The organism is Pseudomonas rhizoryzae (assembly GCF_005250615.1).
Classification (GTDB): Bacteria; Pseudomonadota; Gammaproteobacteria; order Pseudomonadales; family Pseudomonadaceae; genus Chryseomonas; species Chryseomonas rhizoryzae.
The window spans coordinates 219,201-240,910 of the sequence record NZ_SULM01000008.1 but is presented as its reverse complement, the minus strand read 5'-3'; the positions used below and the strand labels follow the sequence as shown (position 1 = coordinate 240,910).

Genomic DNA, 21,710 nt, shown 5'->3' with positions numbered 1-21,710 from the left:
TCCTACACCACTCCGCTCCATCCCCTCTCCCTCCGGGAGAGGGCCGGGGTGAGGGCCCGCCCAACACCCATATCCCCCAAAACGACACCGCCCCCACTCCCCATCAGGCAGCGGGGGCGGTGCAGTTGTCGCTCAGCCTTACTTGGCGAAACCCGTCACCATGTCGAAGATCGGCTTGGGTCGCTTGAGGTCATACATCATCCCGAAATGCCGCTCGTGGACCACCGGGTTGTTCGGCTCGTCGAGCAATTCGTAGACGTTGATCTCGGCCACCACGTCCTTGTAGCTGGTGTTGAGCACCGTAAGCATCTGCTTGACGCTGTCGTAGCAGGCCTGGTCACCGGCGCGACCGCCGTCGGTGTTGCCCTGGTAGACGTTGCCGCAGTTCATCTCGTTGAAGAACACCTTGGTCTTGTACTTGGTGGCCATGGCGCGCATCTGCCCCAGGTACATGTCCATCCAGTAGCCCTTGTCGTCGAAGTAAGGGTAGTAGTGGAAGCTCACGTAGTCGAAGTTGAAGCCCGACGCCTTGGCCTGGTCGAGGAACCACATGGCGCCGTTGCGATCACCCGGGCAGCGTGCGGTGCTGCTCTTGTCATCGGAGTTGCAGGCCATGACGTTGATGGTGGTCTTGAGATTGGCGCCCAGCTCGTCCGAGGCCTGCTTGATGCCGCGGTAGATGCCGACCAGGATGTTGATACGGTCCTGCGCACCGGCCTTGGCGTAGTCCTGCTCGTTGCCGATCTCCCAGATCTTGATGTCGTTGGCGTAGCGCTTGGCCAGGGTATAGGCCTGGGCCTGGCTCAGCTTGTGGGTGATCACCGGTCGCAGGGTGATCTTGTACTTGCGCGCCAGGGCCACCAGCCGATCCAGCCGGTCGAAGTTGGTCACCAGGTACTCGCCGGAGCGGTAGGTGCGCAGGTTGCGCGCCGCCAGCAATTGCAGACGGGCTTCCATCTCCGCATCCGGATAGGCGTCGCTGTTGTCGTGCCCCACCACCCCCAGCGGGATGTTGGCATAGCCGGTCAGCGGCGCCGAGGGAACGCTGCCGGTGGCGACCGGCTGCGTCACGTTCTGCACCGGTTGGGTGGTGGTCGCACCACCCTGGGCCAGAGCCGTGCTGACCTTCTTGTCGAAGGCGGTCTTGTCGTCGCCTACGCTGCTGCGCATGACCTCCAGCGGCAGATTGGCGCGCGAGGTGACGCCGTTGGCCAGGCGACTGGTCCAGTAGGCGCTGCCGCTGCTGTCGGCGCTGCGACCATAGAGGGTCTGGTAGACCTTGTTGACCAGGGCGGCGCCACTCAGAGAGCCATAGAGCGCATTGGATTCGCTGTTGGCAGCGAAGGTGGCTGCCAGTTGCTCGACGCTCATATCGCTGGCCAGGCGCGAGGCCCAGTAGTTCAGGCCCCCGGCATCGGCCGCCCGTCCGTAGTAGGCCAGGTAGAGCTGCTCGACGGTGGTGAGCTTGGACGAGGTCGACGCATTGGCGGCGGTTCCGGTGGTAGCCGTGGTGCCCCCCGTACTCGCGCCGGTCCCCGTGGTGCCCCCGGTAGTGCCGGTGCCGGTGGCAGGCGTTGCACCGGTGGTGGTGCCGGCATTGCCGGTAGTACCGGTAGCGCCCGTGCCGCCGGTGGTGCCCGTGGTCGCGCCGCCGGTGGCGGTCTCGGTCTTGGCCGGGGTGGTGGCGACTGGCGTCACCTGCGGGCCGATGCCGGCGCAGCTGTCCTTGTCGAGGTACTTGGCGAGCACCGCCCACTGCGGCCGCTCCTTGCCATTGATCGGCTCGACCGCCTGGTTGTAGGTGCCCCAACCCGGACCGGCAGCCCAGTAGGTGGCCGGAATGCAGTTCTGCTTCAGGTAGGCCAGCATGGCGTCGAGAATGGGCAACCAGCGCGCATCCGTGTCAGGTACGCCGAAGCCGCCGATGAAGCCGCGCTTGTTATTGGCCTTGAGCCAGGAGACGAAGGGCTTGAGCCGGTCGACGCCATAGCTCGGCGCCAGGCTGGCGACGTTCAGGTTGGTGTCGAAGAAGGCCTGGGCCATGAAGATCAGGTTGTTGGCCGGATCGGTCAGCTTGAGCAGGGCATCGTTCCACTGCGGCCAGCGGGTGGTGTCGGCCCAGCCGTTGCCCTCGATGAAGATCGGGTGGGTCGAATCGGCCACGCGCACGCCGTTGATGCCGTACTGGGCGGCGGTCGGCCAGTTGCTCACGGCGTCGTGGGGCTCGTTCATGATGTCGTAGCCATAGAGCGCCGGATGGGTGCCCCAGCGCTGGGCGACACGGGTCATGAGATTCTGGAAGGCCTCGTAGGGCACTTCGCCCGCGCCGATGACCTTGCCCTGGTAGCGGGCATAGTTGTGCAGATCGAGGATGACCTTGACGCCGTACTTCTGGGCATAGCCCAGGGTCCGATCGATCAGGCCGGCGTAGGTGGGATCGAGATTGACCCCCATGGACGGTTGCAGGCGCTCCCAGAGGATGGGGAAGCGCACCAGCTTCACGCCCTTGGCGCTCCACTGCTGGAAATGGCTCTCGGCCGGGAAGATGTAGTTGCGGTCGTTGACACCGGGCAGGATCTGGGCGGCGAAGGTGGCGCCGGAGAGGTTGAGACCGACCAGGTCAATGGCCTGGGCGGAGGTGGCGAGCGAAGCGGTGGCGAAAAGAGCAGGCAACAGCAACGCCTGACGCGGCAGGCGACGGGAAATGGAGCTAAGGATTGTCATGCAAAGGAACCAGATAGGCCGAGGTGCGCGATTCGATCCGTGCATCCCACCTCGGTACAGCAGGAAAACTGCCGGAGAAGATCGTTTCCCCGACACCTGCAAAGCCTAGTGCAAGCGCTAGACCAATAAGAACCCGTGCCATCATCAAGCAGGGGTGAACGCGACCTTTTGCCAGATGTACGGTGCCGATGATGGCACTTTCGCTACCGTTTATCGGTGACCGCCCAGTCACGAGAAGGGCCGATCTAAGCTTAAAGTCAGACTTGTCGGCTATCTGGCGTCTCGGGAGGCCCCGGCATAGCGGCGAATCAGCGCCATGACCGGTTTCGGCCGGTCCAGATCGTAGAACAAGCCGAAGTGCCGCTCGTGGGGGACCGGGTGGGTCGGCTCGTCGAGCAGTTCGTAGACGTTGATCTCGCGGACGACGTCGCGGTAGCGGCCATTGAGTTCGGAGAGGATGGATTCCAGGCTGTCGTAGCAGCCGCGATCGCCCGGCCGGCCGCCATCGGTGCTGCCGCTGTAGATCTCCCCGCAATTGACCTCGTTGAAGAAGATCCGCGTGCGGTACTTTTCCGCCATGGCGCGCATCTGGCCCAGGTAGAGGTCCATCCAGCGGCCGCGGTCATGGTAGTGCGGGTAGTAGTGGAAACTGATGTGGTCGAAGTCGAAGCCCGCCGCCTTGGCCTGGTCGAGAAACCACAGGGAGCCCAGTGGCTCCCCAGGGCAGCGCGCCTTGGGACTCCGGTCATGGGGATTGCAGGACATCACGTTGATGGTGGTCTCGAGTCCTGCGCCCAGCTCGTCGGACGCCCGCCGAATTCCCCGGTAGATGTCCACCAGCCGGCTGATGCGAATCCCGGCGCCGACGCGGGAAAAGTCCTGTTCGTTGCCGATCTCCCAGATCTTGATGTCCTGGGCATAGCGCTTGGCCAGGGCGTAGGCCTGGGCCTGGGTCAGTTGCTGGGTGATCACCGGTCGCAGGGTGATGCGGTACTGGCGGGCCAGGGCCACCAGGCGATCCATGCGGGGCAGGTCCAACAGCAGGAATTCGCCGGAGCGGTAGCTGCGCAGGTTGTAGCGGTCGAGCAATTGCAGCCGCCGCTCCATCTGCGCATCAGGATAGGCGGCGTTGTTGTCGTGCCCCACCACGCCCAGCGGGATATAGGGCAACTCGGGCAGGACCACCGGCTCGGCGGCCCGCGCCATACCGGCCAAGGCCAGGACCAGCGCCAGACCCAGGCCAAACTGTCGCGAACGACTGTGCATCGCAGGCTTCCTTGCAAGAGGTGAGAGCAGCGTCCGAGCATGGCAAAGCGCTGCCACCCCCTCAATGCCAGGGCTGGCCAGGCTGCGACCCCACGCACATCTGCTCGGGTTACAGTAGGTGTCCAAGCACTCGGCCGAGGAACCGCCCATGACCACCGCCCTGCTGCTGGCCCAGGCGTGCAACAATCGCTGGTCCAATCACCGGTTGCTCACGGCCTGCGCCACGCTGTCCCCCGAGGCCCTCAAGGCGCCACAGCCGGCCGCCTTCTTCGGCTCGCTTTGGGCCCTGCTCGGCCACCTGCTGGACGTGGATCTCTTCTACCTGGACGCCCTGCACGACCAGCCAAGGCCCTACCGCGATCATCCCTGGCCGGACCTGGCGACCTTGATGGAAGCCCAGGCCGCCAGCGACCGGCGCCTGATCGCCCTGTGCCGCGCGCTCGAACCGGCGCAACTGACCCAACTCATCACCCTTCCCCGCGCCACCGGCCCGGTGCGGGAGCGGATCGAACGGACCCTGCAGCATCTCTTCGTCCACCAGCTGCATCACCGCGGCCAGGCCCATGCCCTGCTGCTGGCGAGCGGCGTCGCCCCACCCCAGTTGGACGAATTCTTCCTTGCCCAGGACGAGCCCCTGCGCCGGGCGGAGTTGCAGGCGCTAGGGATAGATGAGGGGGAGTTGTGGGGTACCAACCTGTAGCAGCAGCTGTCTTATCCCAGCCATTTCGGCGATAGAGCGTAGGTTGGATTGATACGGCTCTATCGTCGAAGCCCAACATTGCCTGGGCCCCAAGACACTGTTGGGCTTCGCTGCGCTCAACCCAACCTACGGCGGCCTGGCGCCGATAAAGCCGAACCCCCGCTCGAACAGCCCCCTCTCCCTCCGGGAGAGGGCTGGGGTGAGGGCACCCTTGGCACCGACTTCAACGTGGAAAAGACAGCGTCGTTTTCCACCCTACGACCGCTATAGCGCAAGCGCTCAGAAATTCGCCGGCGTGGTCGCGCTGATCAGCCGCGCGGGGGCGTCGAAGGGATTGCGGAAGCGATGCGGCCGGCTGCTCTCGAAGTAGTAGCTGTCGCCGGGTTCGAGGATGTGCACCTCGCCGCCCACGGTCAGCTCCAGGCGGCCCTCCACCACCAGGCCGGCCTCCTCGCCCTCGTGGGCGTACATCTCTTCGCCGGTGTCGGCACCCGGCGGATAGGTCTCGTCGAGAAAGGCCAGGGCGCGGCTGGGATGGGCGCGGCCGACCAGGCGCATGCGCACGGTCTGGGCGCCGCTGGCGATGTCGATGAGTTCGTTGGCGCGATAGACCACCTGGGTGGGCGCATCCTGCTCCAGATCCAGGGAAAAGAATTCCACCAGCGACATGGGAATGCCGGCCAGGACCTTCTTCAGCGAGCTGATGGACGGGCTGACGCTGTTCTTCTCGATCATCGAGATGGTGCTGTTGGTCACTCCCGCGCGCTTGGCGAGTTCGCGCTGGGACAGGCCCTTGAGGGTGCGGATGGTTTGCAGGCGGGCACCGACGTCCAAGGTGGTGAACTCTCCTCGACAGGGCGGACGGACCGCAGGCTAGCGCCATGAAGGCAGGTGTTCGGCATCATGGCAACGCTGTTCGAGATTTACAACACGTAGCGCACAGGAGGGTGCCTCGCCAAAGACAGCGAACGGCGGCAGCCCTCAGCCCTGGTAGTGACGCGGCACCCGCTTGAGGTTGCACAGCAACTGGTAGGGAATGGTGCCGCAGCGTTCGGCCAGCGCGGCGACCGAGACCTGCCGGCCCCAGAATTCGACTTCGCTGCCTACCCCGGCCTGGGGATGGTCGCTGAGATCGACGGTGAGCATGTCCATGGACACCCGCCCAATCAACCGCCCGGGGCGGCCATCGATGGCCACCGGGGTGTCGTTGGGCGCATGGCGCGGATAGCCGTCGGCATAGCCCAGGGCGACCACGCCAACCCGCGTCGGCCGCTCGGTGACGAAGCGGGCGCCATAGCCCACCGGCTCGCCAGCCGGCAGTTCGCGCACGGCGATCACCCGCGAGGTCAGGGTCATCACCGGCTGCAGTCGTTCAGCGGCGGCCTGGGGCGCGGTGAAGGGCGAGACGCCATAGAGCATCAGCCCCGGTCGTACCCAGTCGCCGGCCGCCTGGGGCCAACCCAGGGTCGCCGGCGAGTTGCGCAGGCTGGTAGGGCCCGGCAGACCCTCGGTGGCCGCGCGGAAGGTGGCGATCTGCGCAGCGGTGGCCGGGCTGTCCGGTTCGTCAGCGCGGGCGAAGTGGGTCAGCTTGACGATGCCGCTGACCTTGCCGCTGGCCAGCAGCCGCCGGTAGGCAGCCGCGTAATCCTGGGGAAAGAAGCCGACCCGGTGCATACCGGAATCCAGCTTCAACCAGACCTGCAGCGGCCGCGCCAGGGCGGTCCGCTCCAGGGCTTCGAGTTGCCAGTCGGCATGGATCACCGTCCACAGATCGTGCTCGACGATCAGCGGCAACTCGTCGGCGGTAAAGAAGCCTTCCAGCAACAGGATGGGCGCGCGGATACCCGCGGCGCGCAGTTCCAGTGCCTCTTCGATGCAGGCCACGGCGAAGCCATCGGCCTCGGGCGCCAGGGCGCTGGCCACCGCCACCGCGCCATGCCCATAGGCATCGGCCTTGATCACCGCCAGCGCGCGGGCGTCGGAGAGTTCACGGGCCAGGCGGTAGTTGTGGCGCAGGGCGGCGAGGTCGATGAGGGCGCGGGCGGGACGCATGGGAGGTCTCGGCAGAGAGAGGGAAAGTTTGGGGGGCGTTGAAAACACCCTCACCCCGGCCCTCTCCCAGGGGGAGAGGGGGAATAGCGGTCTTAGGCTTTTACCGCGGCGATGACGTTCATCTCGACAAGAATGTCCGGCTTGGCCAGCTTGGCTTCCACGGTGGTGCGACCCGGCGTGGCGCCCTGGGCGACCCACTCGTCCCAGGCGCGATTCATGCCCTCGAAGTGCAGGGCGATGTCGCGCAGGAAGATGGTCACCACCAGGATGTGCTGCTTGTCGCTGCCGGCCTCGGCGAGGAATTTGTCGACGTTGGCCAGGGTCTCGCGGGTCTGCTGGTAGATGTCGCCGGAAAAGTCGTCGGCCAGTTGGCCGGCCAGGTAGACGGTGCCGTTGTGGATGTTGATCTCGCTCAGGCGGCGATCAGTGTGCAGACGCTGTACGGGCATTGCGCGGGGACTCCTGGGTAGCGGAATAACGGGAGATGTCGAGACCCTCGGCGCTGATCTGCGGCCGCTTGCGACCGATCAGGTCGGCCAGCAGGCGACCGGAGCCACAGGCCATGGTCCAGCCCAGCGTCCCGTGCCCAGTGTTGAGGAACAGGTTGCGATAGCGGGTGGCGCCGACGATGGGGGTCCCGTCCGGGGTGGTGGGTCGCAGGCCGGTCCAGAAACTGGCCCGGGCGAGGTCGCCGCCGCGAGGATAGAGATCCCCGGTGATCATTTCCAGGGTCGCCCGCCGCCGCGGGTCCAGGTTCAGATCGAAGCCACAGATCTCGGCCATGCCGCCGACGCGGATGCGGTCGTCGAAGCGGGTGATGGCGACCTTGTAGGTCTCGTCGAGGATGGTCGAGGTCGGCGCCATGCTGGCATCGACGATGGGCACCGTCAGCGAGTAGCCCTTGAGCGGATAGACCGGCGCGCGGATACCCAGGGGCGCCAGCAGTTGTGGCGAATAGCTGCCCAGGGCCAGGACGTAATGATCGGCGGTGAGCAGCTCGCCGTCGACCTTCACGCCGTCGATACGGTCGCCACTGGCGCTAAGTTGCTCGATCTGGGCGCCGAAACGGAATTCCACGCCCAGGCGGCGGGCTTCCTCGGCCAGGCGATTGGTGAACAGGAAGCAGTCACCGGTCTGGTCGTTGGGCAGGCGTAGGCCACCGGCCAGCTTGTGCTTGACCGCCGCCAGCGCCGGTTCGACCCGGGCCACGCCGTCGCGATCGAGCAATTCGAAGGGCACGCCGGAGCGCTCCAGCACGGCGATGTCCTTGGCCGCGGCCTCCACCTGCTGCTGGGTGCGGAAGAGCTGGGTGGTGCCCAGCTGGCGGCCTTCGTAGGCGATGCCGGTGTCCTGGCGCAGCTCGTCGAGGCAGTCACGGCTGTATTCGGACAGCCGCACCATGCGCTCCTTGTTCACCGCATAGCGCGCCGCGGTGCAGTTGCGCAGCATCTGCGCCATCCACAGGTACTGATTGGCATCGCCGGTCAGGCGGATGGCCAGGGGCGCATGCTTCTGGAACAGCCATTTCAGCGCCTTGAGCGGCACGCCGGGCGCGGCCCAGGGCGAGGCATAGCCAGGCGAGACCTGACCGGCATTGGCATGGCTGGTCTCCAGTGCCGGACCGGCCTGGCGATCGACCACCACCACTTCGAACCCCTGGCGGGCCAAATAGTAGGCGCTGGTGGTGCCGATGACGCCGCTACCCAAAACCAGTACACGCATTGCTAGCTCCTGACCAGCGAGAGGATTTCGCCGGCTTTCAACGGGATGAAGGCAGATACGGCAAGTATAGAAAGGCGCTGGCAGTGCTAATCACTGAAGAATTGCCTATATTCGGAGTAATTTTCCGGCAAAGCCCTCCTCGGCAGAGACCCCCTCGATGCGTACCCACCACCAGGCCAGACGCGAGCTGGACAAGATCGACCGCAACATCCTGCGCATCCTCCAGGAAGACGGGCGCATCTCCTTCACCGAACTGGGCGAGCGGGTGGGGCTGTCCACCACGCCCTGTACCGAGCGCGTCCGCCGGCTGGAGCGCGAGGGCATCATCCAGGGCTACAACGCCCGGCTGAATCCGCAGCACCTCAGGGCCGGCCTGCTGGTATTCGTCGAGCTGAGCCTGGACTACAAGTCCGGCGACACCTTCGAGGAATTCCGCCGCGCCGTGCTCAAGCTACCCCAGGTGCTGGAATGTCACCTGGTCTCGGGTGAGTTCGACTATCTGGTCAAGGCGCGTATCTCGGAGATGGCCTCCTACCGCAAGCTGCTCGGCGACATCCTGCTCAAGCTGCCCCATGTGCGCGAATCCAAGAGCTACATCGTGATGGAAGAGATCAAGGAGACCCTGAGTCTGCCGGTACCGGATTGACGGCTGTCTGGCCATCCCTGGAATTGGCGTCTAGGCTGCGGTCTTGCGCCTGAATGCCAAGGAGGCACGCCATGGACCCGCACGAACGCCAGCGCATCACCGCCGCCAACCGCCAGGCCTGGGAGCTGTCGGCTCCGCTCCATGCCCAGGGCGAGGAATGGGCGGATCTGCTGAGGCACGCCAGGCAACCGGGCTTCTCGGTGCTGGACGACTGCCTGACCCGCACCCTCACCGAACTGGATATCCACGGCCTGAGCTGCGCCCAGGTCGGCTGCAACAATGCCCGCGAATTGCTCTCCCTGGCCGCGCTGGGCGGGCAACCCGCCCTGGGTATCGATCAGTCGACAGCCTTTCTCGCCCAAGGCCAGCAACTGGCCGCGGCGGCGGGGCTCGCGCCAGCGCTGGTGGCGGCCGATATCTACGCCCTGCCCGAGGGCCTGGGGCAGCATGACCTGGTGCTGATCACCATCGGCGTGCTCGGCTGGATGCCCGACCTGCCGGCCTTCTTCGCTGCGGTACATGACCTGCTGGCGCCGGGTGGCCGTCTGGTGATCTACGAGACCCACCCCTTCCTGGAAATCTTTGAGCCGCAGGCGGATCAGCCCCTGCTGCCCCACTACAGCTATTTCCGCCGCGAGCCCCTGGTTCTTAACGACCTGATCGCCTACGACGGCCAGGATCATGGCCAAGGCGCATCCAGCTATTGGCACATCCACACCCTGGGCGCCATCGTCAGCGGCTGCCTGCAAGCAGGACTTGTCTTGCGCCGTCTGGAAGAACATCCGCACTCCAACCGCGAGGTGGATTACGACCTCTATGAAAACCAGGTCGCTCAATTACCGATGAGTTTCACCCTGGTTGCACAACGTCCGACGGCTTAGGATTGCCCCCTCACCCTGGTCAGTCAGACGCCTCCATGCAGCCCCACGCTCCATCCTATTACGCCGCCACCGCCAACCAGACGCTGACGTTTCCGCCCCTGGAGGGCGAGGTCCAGGCCGATGTCTGCGTGGTCGGCGGCGGTTTCTCCGGGCTCAATACCGCCCTGGAGCTGGCCGAGCGCGGGGCGCGGGTGGTGCTGCTGGAGGCCCGGCGCATCGGCTGGGGGGCCAGTGGTCGTAACGGCGGCCAGTTGATCCGCGGCGTCGGCCATGACGTCGAGCAGTTCGAGCCGGTGGTGGGCGCCGAGGGCGTACGGGAACTCAAGCGGCTGGGTTTCGTGGCGGTGGACCTCGTCCGGGAGCGCATTGCCCGCCACGGTATCCAGTGCGATCTCACCTGGGGCTTCGCCGACCTGGCCAACAAGCCGCGCCACTGGCAGCACCTGCAAGAGGAGCACGCCGCCCTCCAGGCGCTGGGCTATCCCCATCCGCTACGCCTGGTGCCCAAGACCCAACTGGCCGAGGTGATCGGCTCCGAGCACTACCAGGGCGCCCTGGTGGACGAGGGTTCCGGTCATCTGCATCCGCTCAACCTGGCCCTGGGCGAGGCCGCCGCGGCCCAGGCGCTGGGCGTACGACTCTTCGAAGACAGCCAGGTCACCCGCCTGGAATACGGCCCCAAGGTGCGCGTCCATACCGCCCGTGGCCGGGTGAGCGCCGACACCCTGGTGCTCTGCTGCAACGCCTATCTCGACGACCTGCAACCCGAGCTGTCCGCGCAGATATTGCCCGCCGGCAGTTACGTGATCGCCACCGAACCGCTGTCCGTCGATCGTGCCGCACGGCTGCTGCCGGGCAACCGCGCGGTCTGCGACCAGAACGTGGCGGTGGACTACTTCCGTCTCTCCGCCGACCGCCGCCTGCTGTTCGGCGGCGCCTGCCATTACTCCGGGCGCGATCCCCAGGACATCGCCGGCTACATGAGGCCGAAGATGCTGGCGGTCTTCCCGGAGTTGGCCGATGTCCGGGTGGACTATGCCTGGGGCGGCATGATCGGCATCGGCGCCAATCGCCTGCCGCAGATTGGCCGGCTGCGCGAGCATCCCAACGTCTTCCATGCCCAGGCCTATGCCGGCCACGGGGTCAATGCCACCCACCTGGCCGGTCATCTGCTGGCCGAGGCCATCCTGGCCCAGTCGGCCGGTTTCGACCTCTTCGCCCAGGTGCCCCATGCGCGCTTTCCCGGTGGTCGTCACCTACGCTCGCCGCTGCTGGCCCTGGGCATGCTCTGGTATCGCCTCAAGGACCTGCTGTGATCCGTCTGCTCGTCCCCCTGCTGCTGGCGCTGCTGGCCGGCTGCGCCACGCCGATTCCCCGTACGGCCTCCCAGGTGCTGCCCGCGGCGGGCACTGCGCTGGATACCGAGGTACGCGCGGCCGGCGCCAGTCACCCTGGCCTGTCGGGCCTGCGCCTGCTGGAAACCAGCACCGACGCCTTCACCGCCCGCGCCGAACTGATCCGCAAGGCCCAGCGCAGCCTGGACATCCAGTACTACATCGTCCACGACGGCCTGACCACGCGCCTGCTGGTCAACGAATTGCTCAAGGCGGCGGATCGCGGCGTGCGTATCCGCTTCCTGATCGATGACACCAGCAGCGACGGCAACGACTACCAGATCGCCGTGCTGGCCGCCCATCCCAACGTGCAGATCCGCGTCTTCAATCCGCTGCACCTGGGTCGCAGCACTGGGCCCACTCGGGCGCTGGGGCGACTGATGGATCTCAACCAGCAGCACCGGCGCATGCACAACAAGCTGTGGCTGGCCGATGACAGCGTGGCCATCGTCGGCGGCCGCAACCTGGGCGACGAGTATTTCGATGCCCGCCCGGAGATGAACTTCACCGACCTCGACCTGCTCGCCGCCGGTCCGGTGGCGCGCCAGCTGGGCACCAGCTTCGACCAGTACTGGAACAGCCCCCTGAGCCAACCGGCGCGCCGCCTGCGCTGGTTCAAACCGTCGGCCGGCGCCCTGGTGCGGCTGCGCGCGCGCTTGCATGACTATCTCGACAGCGAACGCACCCACAACCTGGCGCTGTACAACCGCCTGCGCCGCTACGCCACCGCCCCGCAACTCGACAACTGGCTGCGGGGACTGACCTGGGCCCCTGCCCAGGCCTTCTGGGATGCCCCGCGCAAGGTGCTGGCCGAGGACGAACCGGATTGGCAACTGTTGCTGACCCACCAACTGCAACCGGTCATGGATGGCGCCCAGCATGAGTTGCTGCTGATGTCCTCCTACTTCGTGCCCATGGACCAGGGCGTGAGCTACCTCGGCGGCCTGGCAGCCCGGGGCGTCGACGTACGGGTGCTGACCAATGCCCTGGAAGCCACCGACGTGCCGGCCGTGCATGCCGGCTACGCGCCCTATCGCACCGCGCTGCTGGCCGAGGGCGTCAAGCTCTATGAGCTGCGTGCCCGCCCGGACCAGCAGAGATCCGCCCTGCCCTACCGCTTCGGCGAATCCGAATCCAGCCTGCACAGCAAGGCGCTGGCCATCGATGGGCGCTGGTCCTTCATCGGCTCCTTCAACTTCGATCCGCGCTCGGTGCTGTGGAACACCGAGGTCGGCATCCTGGTGGACAGCCCGGTCCTCACCGGTCGCCTGCGCCAGCTGATGCTGCAGGGCATGGATCCGAGCGTGTCCTACACCGTGAAACGCGTCGAAGACCGGGGCCGGGCGCACCTGGAATGGGTCACCGAGCGCGACGGCCAACCGCGGGTGCTGCACCATGAACCCGGCAGCGCCTGGCGCCGCTTCAATGCCTGGGTGGTCAAGGCGGTGGGGCTGGAGCGGCTGCTCTAGGGGCCTCCCTCACCCCAGCCCTCTCCCAGGGGGAGAGGGGTTAGCTCGTAGGTTGGGTTGAGACGGCTTTATCGTCGAAGCCCAACAACTAGCGCCATGCCAACCCCGTTGGGCTTCGCTGGCGTTCAACCCAACCTACGCAACTCCTCGGCATCGTAGGTTGGGTTGATAAGGCCTCATCGTCGAAGCCCAACAACTAGCGCCATGCCAATCCTGTTGGGCTTCGCTGGCGCTCAACCCAACCTACGCACTTCCGCGGCACCGTAGGTTGGGTTGAGACGGCTTCACCGTCGAAGCCCAACAAGCGAGGTATCGCCCTGCCTGTTGGGCTTCGCGTGCGCTCAACCTAACCTACGACTCCGTCAATCCCCTGCAAAAAATCCGGCAATTGTTCAATTTATGAACAGTAGTCGACCAAGACTTCGGCTAAGGTCGACCGCATTCTATGGCCCCGCTCCGGCAACCGGCCGTTTTCCGTCTCGAGGATCTCCCATGAGCGCTACCGCCCTGCGTCACGACTGGACTCTCGCCGAAGTCCGCGCCCTGTTCCAGCAGCCCTTCAACGACCTGCTGTTCCAGGCCCAGAGCGTGCATCGCCAGCACTTCGATCCCAATCGCGTGCAGGTCTCCACCCTGCTCTCGATCAAGACCGGCGCCTGCCCGGAAGACTGCAAGTACTGCCCCCAGTCCGGCCACTACAACACCGGCCTAGAAAAGGAAAAGCTGATGGAGGTGCAGAAGGTGCTGGAGGCGGCCGCCGAGGCCAAGGCCATCGGCTCCACTCGCTTCTGCATGGGCGCCGCCTGGAAGCACCCGTCCGCCAAGGACATGCCCTACGTCCTGCAGATGGTCCAGGGCGTCAAGGCGCTGGGCCTGGAGACCTGCATGACCCTCGGCCGCCTGGACCAGGAGCAGACCCGCGCCCTGGCCGACGCCGGCCTGGACTACTACAACCACAACCTGGACACCTCGCCGGAGTTCTACGGCAACATCATCACCACCCGTACCTACGGCGAGCGCCTGCAGACTCTGGCCTACGTCCGCGAAGCCGGGATGAAGATCTGCTCCGGCGGCATCCTCGGCATGGGCGAGTCGGTGGATGACCGCGCCGGCCTGCTGATCCAGTTGGCCAACCTGCCCGAACACCCCGAGTCGGTGCCGATCAACATGCTGGTCAAGGTCCAGGGCACGCCGCTGGCCGAGGAAAAGGACGTCGATCCCTTCGACTTCATCCGCACCCTGGCGGTGGCGCGCATTCTCATGCCCAAGTCCCACGTGCGCCTGTCCGCCGGTCGCGAGCAGATGAACGAGCAGATGCAGTCCCTGGCCTTCCTGGCCGGCGCCAACTCCATCTTCTACGGCGAGAAGCTGCTGACCACCGGCAACCCCCAGGCCGACAAGGACATGCAGCTGTTCGCCCGCCTCGGCATCCAGCCCGAAGCCCGCGAAGAACACGCCGACGAGGTGCACCAGGCCGCCATCGAGCAGGCCCTGGTGGAACAACGCAACAGCGAACTCTTCTACGACGCCGCCACCGCCTGACCCCGCGCCAGATACCCCCTCTCTCCCTGGGAGAGGGCTGGAGTGAGGGGAAACCCTGCCGCCCACTCGTGCCCCGCTCTGCCCCCTCTCCCCCTGGGAGAGGGCCGGGGTGAGGGGCCGTTAAACGCCACCGAGACAGCCCAATGGCCTTCGACCTCGCCGCCCGCCTGGCCCAGCGTCACGCCGCGCACCTCTACCGGCGCCGCCCGCTGCTGGACGCGCCCCAGGGCCCCGCGGTGGTGGTGGATGGGGAAACCCTGCTGGCCTTCTGCAGCAACGATTACCTGGGGCTGGCCAACCACCCCGCGCTGATCGCCGCCCTGCGCGCCGGCGCCGAGCGCTGGGGCGTGGGCGGTGGCGCCTCGCATCTGGTGATCGGTCATAGCAGCCCCCATCACCAGGTGGAAGAAGCCCTGGCCGAACTCACCGGCCGTCCGCGCGCCCTGCTGTTCTCCACCGGCTACATGGCCAACCTGGCCGCCGTCACCGCCCTGGTCGGGCGCGGCGATACGGTGCTGGAAGACCGCCTCAACCACGCCTCCCTGCTCGACGCCGGCCTGCTCAGCGGCGCGCGCTTCGCCCGCTACCTGCACAACGATCCCGCCAGTCTGGCCACGCGTCTGGCCAAGGCCGAGGGCGACACCCTGGTGGTCACCGACGGCGTCTTCAGCATGGACGGCGATCTCGCCGATTTGCCCGAGCTCTGCGCGGTGGCCCAGCGCCACGGCGCCTGGACCCTGGTGGACGATGCCCACGGCATCGGCACCCTGGGTGCCACCGGTGGCGGCATCGCCGAGCACTTCGGCCTGGACCAGAGCCAGGTGCCGGTGCTGGTCGGCACCCTGGGCAAGGCCTGCGGCACCGCCGGGGCCTTCGTCGCCGGCAGCGAAGAGTTGATCGAGACGCTGATCCAGTTCGCCCGCCCCTACATCTACACCACCAGCCAGCCGCCGGCGGTGGCCTGCGCCACCCTCGCCGCCCTGCAGCTCGTCCGCGAAGAGGGCTGGCGCCGTGAGCTCCTGCACACTTTGATCCAGAGATTCCGCAGGGGCGCGACGGCCCTCGGCCTGGACCTTATGCTCAGCGCCACGCCGATCCAGCCCATCCTGGTCGGCGACAGCGCGCGCGCCCTCGCACTTTCCGCCGCCCTGCGCCGGCGCGGAATTCTGGTCACCGCCATCCGCCCGCCCACCGTACCGGCCGGCAGCGCCCGCCTGCGGGTGACCCTGACGGCGGTCCATCGCGAAGCGCACGTGGACCTCTTGCTCGACGCCCTGGCCCAGGCCATGGCCGAATTACCGCCCGACGCGGATAAGTGACCGACCGATGCGCGATACCCTGATCTTGCTGCCCGGCTGGGGCCTGGGCAGTGCCCCCTTGGAGCCCCTGCGTGACGAACTTGCCGAGCAGGCGCCCTTCCTCGACGTGCTGATCGAGCCCCTGCCGGCGCTGGCCGATACCCAGGACTGGTTCACCGACCTGGAAGCCCGTATCGCCGACGGCGTCTGGCTGGCCGGCTGGTCGCTGGGCGGCATGCTCGCCAGCGAATTCACCCTGCGCCGCCCGGAAGGCGTACATGGCCTGGTCACCCTGGCCAGCAACGCCTGCTTTGTCGCCCGCGCCGGCTGGCAGACCGCCATGGCGCGCAGCGTTTTCACCGACTTCTTCGAAGCCTGCTCGCTGGACGCCGATCAGACCCTCCGGCGCTTCACCCTGCTGGTGGCCCAGGGCGCCCGCGACAGCCGCACCCTCGCGCGCCAATTGCAGGTGACCCTGCCCGAGGTCGATCCCGAGGTGGTCCTGGCCGGCCTGGAGTTGCTCGCCCGCCTGGACACCCGCGCCGCCCTGCAAGCCTTCAGCGGCCCCCAGCTGCACCTGTTCGGCGCCCATGACGCCCTGGTCCCGGCCACGGCCGCCCAGGCCTTGCGCGACGAACTGCCCAGCGCCCAGGTCGAGGTCCTGGAGCACGCCAGTCATGGCCTGCCCCTGGAGCGCCCGGACGAGGTGGCCACCCGCATCCGTGAATTCATCTATGCAGGACGAGATGGCTGACGTATTGCCCGACAAGCGCCAGGTGGCGCTGTCCTTTTCCCGCGCCGCCACGCAGTACGACGGCGCCGCCCTGCTGCAACGCCGGGTCGCCGACGGCCTCCTCGCCCGGCTTCCGACCCTGGCCCCCCAGCGCTGGCTGGACCTGGGTAGCGGCACCGGCTATTGCAGCCGGGCCCTGGCCCAGCGTCATCCCCACAGTGAAGGCCTGGCCCTGGACCTGGCCACCGGCATGCTCCGCCACGCCCGCCAGCAAGGCGCCGGCGCCCAGCACTACCTGGCCGCCGACGCCGAGCACCTGCCGCTGCGCGACGACTGCTGCGACCTCATCCTTTCCAGCCTGGCCCTGCAGTGGTGCGCCGACTTGCCCGCCGTACTCGCCGAGGCGCGGCGTAGCCTACGACCGGGCGGTGTGCTGGCCTTCAGCAGCCTGGTCGCGGGCACCCTCGAGGAGTTGCGCCAGAGCTGGGCTAAGGTGGACGACCGGGTCCACGTCAATCGCTTCCGCTCCCAGGCCACCTATGCCGAGGCCGCGGCCGCCAGCGGGCTGCAGGTGCTGACGCTGGAGGTCGCGCCCGAGCGGCTGCACTTCCCCGATCTACGCGCCCTCACCCAGCACCTCAAGGCCATAGGCGCGCACAACCTCAACCAGGGGCGCCCCCAGGGGCTCACCGGTCGGCAGCGGCTGGCCGCCTTCACCCAGGCCTACGAGGGCCTGCGCCAGCCCGCCGGCCTGCCCGCCACCTACCAGGTGATCTACGTCCTGCTGCGCAAGGAATGACCGTCATGCCTGCCTACTTCGTCACCGGCACCGATACCGAGATCGGCAAGACCACCATCGCCGCCGGCCTGCTGCACCGCGCCCGCCAGCAGGGCCTCGCCACCGCCGGGGTCAAGCCGGTGGCCTCCGGCTGCGAACGCACCGCCGAGGGTCTGCGCAACGGCGACGCCTTGGCGCTGCTGGGCGAGACCTCGCTGCCGCTCGCCTATGCCGACATCAATCCCATCGCCCTGGAACCGGCCATCGCCCCGCACCTGGCGGCGCGCGAGGCCTGCATCGACCTCAGCGTCGCCAGCCTGGCCGCGCCGGTACGGCGCATCCTCGCCCTGGGCGCCGACTTCACCCTGGTGGAAGGCGCTGGCGGCTGGCGCGTGCCCCTGGCCGGCCACGAGTCGCTGTCCGATCTCGCCCGCGAATTGGGCCTGCCGGTGATTCTGGTGGTCGGGGTGCGTCTGGGCTGCATCAACCACGCCCTGCTCAGCGCCGAGGCCATTCTCGCCGATGGCCTGCCCCTGGCCGGCTGGGTAGCCAACCTGGTGGCCCCGGCCACCCTGCGCCTGGATGACAACCTCGCCACCCTGCACGAACGCCTGCCCGCGCCCTGCCTGGGCACGGTGCCGAACCTGGCCGTGGCCACGCCGGCCGCGGTCGCCGCGCACCTACGCCTGCCCGGCTGATATCAGTCTTTCGGACGATGGCCGCAGGGCCGGAGCGGCGGCAGACTGCCCTGTCTGCCGCCGCCGGATCGCCCCAGTGCCCATCCCCAAATTCCTCACCTGCCTGGGCCTGCTCGGCCTGACCAGCCCTGCCTGGGCACTGGACAACCAGACCCTCGTGGATCAGCGTGGCGACCAGTTGGGCGCCTTCCTGACCCAGGACGCCGACACCCGTCAGGGCAGGCTGGAGGTGGTCCAGAGCGGCCGCGCCAGCCAGGCCTATCTCACCCAGAGCGCCTCCCAGGGCGACCGCACCCGCGTCGAGCAAGGCGGCCTCGGCAACTTCGCCAACGTCACCCAGGCCGCGGGCGGCGCCCGCGAGGTCGCCATCGACCAGCGCGAGACCAGCCAGAGCCATGCCTACGTCTACCAGGGCCATGGCCAGCGCAACCAGGTGGAAATCGTCCAAGACGGTCTGCTCAACGAAACGCTGGTACGCCAGGGGGGCGACGACCAGCGAATGCTCATCGAGCAGGCCGGGGCGCGCAACGGTATCGAGCTGTTCCAGGACGGTCGCGACAGCGGCAGCCGCTCGCGCCTAAAACAGGTAGGCGACGATCATAGGCAGGACGTGCTGAGCCTGGGCGCGCGCAACGAGGTCGATCTGCTGCAGGGCGGTGCGGCCAACCAGGCTTTGGTCGAACAGCGCGGTGATGACAACTATGCCGGCGCCCGCCAGGGGGCGCGGCAACAGGAGCTCCGGCTGATCCAGACCGGTAATCGCAACGACGCCCGCGTCCAGCAGAACGGGCTCGGGGATCGGCCGCAACGCATTAGCGCTGTCCAGCGCGGCGATGACAATACCGCCGAGCTGCTCGTCACCGGCGTGGGCAATAGCCTAGATCTCCAGCAGCAGGGCAACCGCAACACCGCCGGGGTACTGATCGGTGGCGACGATGCACGCCTGACCCTCGTCAGCACGGGCAACGATAATGCGTTCAGGGCGAATGGGGACGGCGACGACATCGAACTCAGCGTCACCCAACTCGGCGATGGTCACGCCTTCTCCGCCAGCCTGCTGAGCGCCGCCCAGGTCGAGGCGAGCCAGCAGGGCTTCGGCCAGCGCGCCGTCATCAGCCAATTGAGCACAGGCAACAGCCTCAGCTTGCGCCAGAGTGGCCAGGGCAACCAGGCGACGATCCAGCAATAGCGGGATACAGGTGGTCCAGGAGAACGGTGGTTTGTTGGCGTCAAAGATGATTCAATAGCCCTTTGACATCACCGTCGAGGACGCTGTCCATGAACGTGACTTCAAGCAATCCGCTCTACGCGGGCATGCAGGCCTTCCAGAACGGTAGCCGCGCTGTCGACAAGGCCGGTACAGCCCTCGCCTCCCAGACCGCCCGCAATCAGGAACAAAGCCTGGATGCCACCACCAATAGCCAGGCCAAAATGGCCAGCGAACTGGTCAATCTGGATGTCGGCAAGTATCAGGCACTGGCCGGTAGCAAGGTCATGCAGACCGCCCAGGAGACCCTGGGCAGCCTGATCGATACCAAAGCCTAGCGCGCTAGCGCTTCGCCCGGGGCGCCCAAGGCGCCCCTTGGCGTTTCAGCCCAATCGAAAACGAGCCGTCGTGGCCGCCAGGGTCTTGCTGCCACGACCCAAGCCCTCGGCTGCCTGCTGCACCTGACGGGCATTGCCCAGCAAGCGATTGGCCGCCACATCCACTTGCTGGATGTTGCCACTGACCTGGTCGGCGGTGACCGCCTGCTCTTCGGCCGCCGTGGCGATCTGGGTCAGGGTGTCCGACACCCCTTCCACCGCCTGGGTGATCTCTTCCAGTTTCCGGCCCAGGCCGGTGACGGCCAAGGCGTCGTTCTCCGCCTGGCCACAGGCTTCACGCATCAGCGTCACCGCCTGGGTCACGGTCTCGCTGAGACTGCCGACCGTACCGGCGATCTGGGCGGTGGAAGCCTGGGTGCGTTGCGACAGCGAACGCACCTCGTCGGCCACCACGGCGAAGCCACGCCCCTGGTCGCCCGCGCGCGCCGCCTCGATGGCAGCGTTGAGCGCCAGCAGGTTGGTCTGCTCGGCGATGCCGCGGATGACGTCCACCACCTGGCGGATCTGCCCCGCCTGATCGCTGACCTGGCCCATGGCCGTCGCGGTTTCGCTCAAGCGGGTATTGAGTTGCTGGATGCTGGCGGTGGTCTGCCGACTGTCCTGCTGACTGCGCGCGGAGATGTCACGCATCTGCTCGGCGCGCCCGGCGGCCTGTTCGCAGCTCTGGGCGACGCCCTGGGCGGTGGCGGCCAGTTCGTTGGCCGCCGTGACGATCTGGGTGATCTGCTGTTGCTGGTCCTCGACCGCGACCAGCGCATCGCCGGACTGGACCCCGAGTTGCTGGGAGGCGACGCCGAGTTGCTGGGTTTCCCGGTCTACCCCTTGCAAGCTCTGGCGCAGCTGGACCACGGCCGTATTGAGCGAGCGGCTGATGGTGGCCAGCTCGTCGCGGCCCGCCACCTCGCTGGCCTGGGTCAGATCGCCGTCGCGCAGCGAGTCGGCCAGGGTGGTGATGCCTGCGGCACCGCGCCGGATGGAAACCTGCATGCAGAGCAGCATATAGCAGGTCAGCAGCAGCAAGCTGGCGAACAACACCAGGACCAGAGTGAAGTTGCGGACGGTCTGGTTGCCGTAGTAGTCCAGCCGGCTATCCAGCTGGGCCAGCACCTGGCTACGGAAGGTCGCCATCGCCCCGAGGGCACCGTCCAGGGTGCTCTCGAAGTCTGCGGGAGACAGGGTGATCCGCTCACCGAACACGCCGGCATCGAGGGTCTTGAGACTGGACTCCAGGGTAGCCTGCACCTTGCGATAGTCCTGAGCCCAGGACGCCAGTTCCGGCGGCAACTGGCTCTGCAGCAGGTTGCCGGACTTGGTCATGCTGACCAGGGAATCGCCGATCCGGGTGCGCAGGTCACGCAGCTCCAGGCGATTCTGCAGGGAGAGGTTGCCGGCGACCACGCTGGGCTCGCCGAAACTTTCCAGGCGACCCAGCCGCTCACTGAGATCGACGGCCTTGTCGGTGCCCAATTGCATCAGCAGATAGGTTTCCAGCCAGGGGTCCAGGATCAGGCCACTGTCGGTGGCGACCTTTTCCCGCAGGGCCTGGGCAGCACCCAGAGCGGCGGTGAAACGGTCATAGGTCTGTTGCGCATCGAGGCCGCGCAGGCTGGCGCTGTCCAGACCGGCGAGGGCCGTCTTGAGTTGCGCCAGCAGTTGCTCCCGCTCCCGCCCCGGCATCTCTTCGGCGAGCCGCTGGCTGAGGATCGCCATGGCTTTTTCACGCGGCGCCTGCCGGGCCTCCATGGCGGCCAGGGCCTGCTCGGCCGCGGTCGGATTCGTCGCGGCCCAGGCCTTCCAGCGCGCCGCCAGATTGCGCCGCGCCATGACCTCGGTCTCCACCGCATCCAGTGTCTGCAACACGTGCACGCCGGCCCGCTCGCCAGCCACGATGTCCAGCTTGGCCTTGAAATCCAGACCCAGCAGCCAGAGGCTGATCCCCATGGGCACCAGGAAGAGCACGAACAGCAACTGGAACTTGCGCGCGAAACTGAAGCGTCCGAGCAAGCCTATCCCTAGCGTCAGCAGGGCTCCCATTATTCTTCTCCTTGTCTGGTCATGGGCTGCAAGGGCGACCCTTGGAGCTGCCTATGACGCGGATTATCGGCAAATTACCGCCTTTCTTGACGGATAAGGCACAATTCGCGCCCTAACCCGCCCCCTCCGACCCTATGCCGTCGGGCAAGCCGTCAAAGGACCGCTCGC

The 21,710-nt window shown here is 67.0% G+C and carries 19 protein-coding genes; 12 read left to right on the top strand and 7 right to left on the bottom strand.

Translation table 11 applies throughout. From position 1 onward, the window contains the following. Positions 1–138: 138 nt before the first annotated feature. A complete protein-coding gene (locus FAZ11_RS15095; RefSeq protein ID WP_058772519.1) occupies positions 139–2,724 on the bottom strand; it encodes a cellulase family glycosylhydrolase in 2,586 nt (861 codons plus the stop codon). Between the two features lie 270 nt (positions 2,725–2,994). Further along, positions 2,995–3,990 carry a glycosyl hydrolase 53 family protein gene (locus tag FAZ11_RS15090; RefSeq protein WP_058772518.1) on the bottom strand — a complete coding sequence of 332 codons (996 nt, stop codon included), beginning with the start codon at positions 3,988–3,990 and terminating at the stop codon, positions 2,995–2,997. 148 nt (positions 3,991–4,138) lie between these two features. Here FAZ11_RS15090 and FAZ11_RS15085 point away from each other — a divergent pair, with 148 nt between their 5' ends. After that, positions 4,139–4,690 (top strand): DinB family protein, encoded by a 552-nt coding sequence (locus FAZ11_RS15085; protein WP_058772517.1) that lies wholly within the window; start codon positions 4,139–4,141, stop codon positions 4,688–4,690. Positions 4,691–4,969: 279 nt separating this feature from the next. On the opposite strand, the gene FAZ11_RS15080 is transcribed toward FAZ11_RS15085, so the two are convergent. The 4 genes from FAZ11_RS15080 to dadA form a co-directional block, all read right to left on the bottom strand. Further along, the gene (locus FAZ11_RS15080; RefSeq protein ID WP_058772516.1) at positions 4,970–5,524 is read right to left on the bottom strand and encodes a cupin domain-containing protein; all 555 of its coding nucleotides are present in this window, start codon (positions 5,522–5,524) and stop codon (positions 4,970–4,972) included. Positions 5,525–5,671: 147 nt separating this feature from the next. Next, positions 5,672–6,742, bottom strand: a complete 1,071-nt coding sequence (alr, locus tag FAZ11_RS15075) for an alanine racemase (protein ID WP_058772515.1) — start codon at positions 6,740–6,742, stop codon at positions 5,672–5,674. A 92-nt stretch (positions 6,743–6,834) separates the two neighbouring features. Beyond that, complete coding sequence (locus FAZ11_RS15070) at positions 6,835–7,191, bottom strand: RidA family protein (protein ID WP_058761624.1); 357 nt, start codon at positions 7,189–7,191, stop codon at positions 6,835–6,837. Continuing rightward, positions 7,166–8,464 carry a D-amino acid dehydrogenase gene (gene dadA / locus FAZ11_RS15065; RefSeq protein ID WP_058772514.1) on the bottom strand — a complete coding sequence of 433 codons (1,299 nt, stop codon included), beginning with the start codon at positions 8,462–8,464 and terminating at the stop codon, positions 7,166–7,168. The genes FAZ11_RS15070 and dadA overlap by 26 nt, the downstream gene beginning before the upstream one ends. A 157-nt stretch (positions 8,465–8,621) precedes the next feature. Between dadA and FAZ11_RS15060 the strand changes: the two genes are divergently transcribed. The 11 genes from FAZ11_RS15060 (at position 8,622) to FAZ11_RS15010 (ending at position 19,448) form a co-directional block, all read left to right on the top strand. After that, on the top strand, positions 8,622–9,110 hold the full coding sequence (locus FAZ11_RS15060) for a winged helix-turn-helix transcriptional regulator (protein ID WP_058761626.1): 489 nt from the start codon (positions 8,622–8,624) through the stop codon (positions 9,108–9,110). A gap of 71 nt (positions 9,111–9,181) precedes the next feature. Continuing rightward, positions 9,182–9,991, top strand: a complete 810-nt coding sequence (locus FAZ11_RS15055) for a class I SAM-dependent methyltransferase (protein WP_058761627.1) — start codon at positions 9,182–9,184, stop codon at positions 9,989–9,991. A 35-nt stretch (positions 9,992–10,026) separates the two neighbouring features. Continuing rightward, positions 10,027–11,307 (top strand): NAD(P)/FAD-dependent oxidoreductase, encoded by a 1,281-nt coding sequence (locus FAZ11_RS15050; RefSeq protein ID WP_058761628.1) that lies wholly within the window; start codon positions 10,027–10,029, stop codon positions 11,305–11,307. Continuing rightward, on the top strand, positions 11,304–12,854 hold the full coding sequence (locus FAZ11_RS15045; RefSeq protein WP_058761629.1) for a phospholipase D family protein: 1,551 nt from the start codon (positions 11,304–11,306) through the stop codon (positions 12,852–12,854). Before FAZ11_RS15050 ends, FAZ11_RS15045 begins: the two co-directional genes overlap by 4 nt. Before the next feature lie 492 nt (positions 12,855–13,346). Continuing rightward, positions 13,347–14,396, top strand: a complete 1,050-nt coding sequence (gene bioB / locus FAZ11_RS15040) for a biotin synthase BioB (RefSeq protein ID WP_058761630.1) — start codon at positions 13,347–13,349, stop codon at positions 14,394–14,396. Positions 14,397–14,539: 143 nt separating this feature from the next. Next, positions 14,540–15,715, top strand: coding sequence for an 8-amino-7-oxononanoate synthase (gene bioF, locus FAZ11_RS15035; RefSeq protein ID WP_137279418.1), 1,176 nt, complete (start codon positions 14,540–14,542; stop codon positions 15,713–15,715). Positions 15,716–15,722: 7 nt separating this feature from the next. Continuing rightward, a complete protein-coding gene (locus FAZ11_RS15030) occupies positions 15,723–16,448 on the top strand; it encodes an alpha/beta fold hydrolase (RefSeq protein WP_058761632.1) in 726 nt (241 codons plus the stop codon). Further along, the gene (gene bioC, locus FAZ11_RS15025; protein WP_058772512.1) at positions 16,429–17,226 is read left to right on the top strand and encodes a malonyl-ACP O-methyltransferase BioC; all 798 of its coding nucleotides are present in this window, start codon (positions 16,429–16,431) and stop codon (positions 17,224–17,226) included. Before FAZ11_RS15030 ends, bioC begins: the two co-directional genes overlap by 20 nt. A gap of 5 nt (positions 17,227–17,231) precedes the next feature. Further along, entirely contained in the window at positions 17,232–17,903 is a 672-nt protein-coding gene (gene bioD, locus FAZ11_RS15020; protein WP_058772511.1) for a dethiobiotin synthase, read from the top strand. Positions 17,904–17,979: 76 nt separating this feature from the next. Beyond that, complete coding sequence (locus tag FAZ11_RS15015) at positions 17,980–19,092, top strand: curlin (RefSeq protein ID WP_058772510.1); 1,113 nt, start codon at positions 17,980–17,982, stop codon at positions 19,090–19,092. A gap of 89 nt (positions 19,093–19,181) precedes the next feature. After that, a complete protein-coding gene (locus FAZ11_RS15010) occupies positions 19,182–19,448 on the top strand; it encodes a hypothetical protein (RefSeq protein WP_058761636.1) in 267 nt (88 codons plus the stop codon). A gap of 45 nt (positions 19,449–19,493) precedes the next feature. On the opposite strand, the gene FAZ11_RS25705 is transcribed toward FAZ11_RS15010, so the two are convergent. Then, a complete protein-coding gene (locus FAZ11_RS25705) occupies positions 19,494–21,542 on the bottom strand; it encodes a methyl-accepting chemotaxis protein (RefSeq protein WP_058782284.1) in 2,049 nt (682 codons plus the stop codon). Between the last annotated feature and the right edge of the window lie 168 nt (positions 21,543–21,710).

Bases quoted from the DNA above. Each gene is read 5' to 3' on its own strand.
- bioB (WP_058761630.1), top strand. From the start codon at position 13,347: ATGAGCGCTACCGCCCTGCGTCACGACTGGACTCTCGCCGAAGTCCGC.
- FAZ11_RS15090 (WP_058772518.1), bottom strand. From the start codon at position 3,990: ATGCACAGTCGTTCGCGACAGTTTGGCCTGGGTCTGGCGCTGGTCCTG.
- FAZ11_RS15055 (WP_058761627.1), top strand. From the start codon at position 9,182: ATGGACCCGCACGAACGCCAGCGCATCACCGCCGCCAACCGCCAGGCC.
- bioC (WP_058772512.1), top strand. From the start codon at position 16,429: ATGCAGGACGAGATGGCTGACGTATTGCCCGACAAGCGCCAGGTGGCG.
- bioF (WP_137279418.1), top strand. From the start codon at position 14,540: ATGGCCTTCGACCTCGCCGCCCGCCTGGCCCAGCGTCACGCCGCGCAC.
- bioD (WP_058772511.1), top strand. From the start codon at position 17,232: ATGCCTGCCTACTTCGTCACCGGCACCGATACCGAGATCGGCAAGACC.
- FAZ11_RS25705 (WP_058782284.1), bottom strand. From the start codon at position 21,542: ATGGGAGCCCTGCTGACGCTAGGGATAGGCTTGCTCGGACGCTTCAGT.
- FAZ11_RS15010 (WP_058761636.1), top strand. From the start codon at position 19,182: ATGAACGTGACTTCAAGCAATCCGCTCTACGCGGGCATGCAGGCCTTC.
- FAZ11_RS15060 (WP_058761626.1), top strand. From the start codon at position 8,622: ATGCGTACCCACCACCAGGCCAGACGCGAGCTGGACAAGATCGACCGC.
- alr (WP_058772515.1), bottom strand. From the start codon at position 6,742: ATGCGTCCCGCCCGCGCCCTCATCGACCTCGCCGCCCTGCGCCACAAC.
- FAZ11_RS15095 (WP_058772519.1), bottom strand. From the start codon at position 2,724: ATGACAATCCTTAGCTCCATTTCCCGTCGCCTGCCGCGTCAGGCGTTG.
- FAZ11_RS15030 (WP_058761632.1), top strand. From the start codon at position 15,723: ATGCGCGATACCCTGATCTTGCTGCCCGGCTGGGGCCTGGGCAGTGCC.
- FAZ11_RS15050 (WP_058761628.1), top strand. From the start codon at position 10,027: ATGCAGCCCCACGCTCCATCCTATTACGCCGCCACCGCCAACCAGACG.
- dadA (WP_058772514.1), bottom strand. From the start codon at position 8,464: ATGCGTGTACTGGTTTTGGGTAGCGGCGTCATCGGCACCACCAGCGCC.
- FAZ11_RS15070 (WP_058761624.1), bottom strand. From the start codon at position 7,191: ATGCCCGTACAGCGTCTGCACACTGATCGCCGCCTGAGCGAGATCAAC.
- FAZ11_RS15085 (WP_058772517.1), top strand. From the start codon at position 4,139: ATGACCACCGCCCTGCTGCTGGCCCAGGCGTGCAACAATCGCTGGTCC.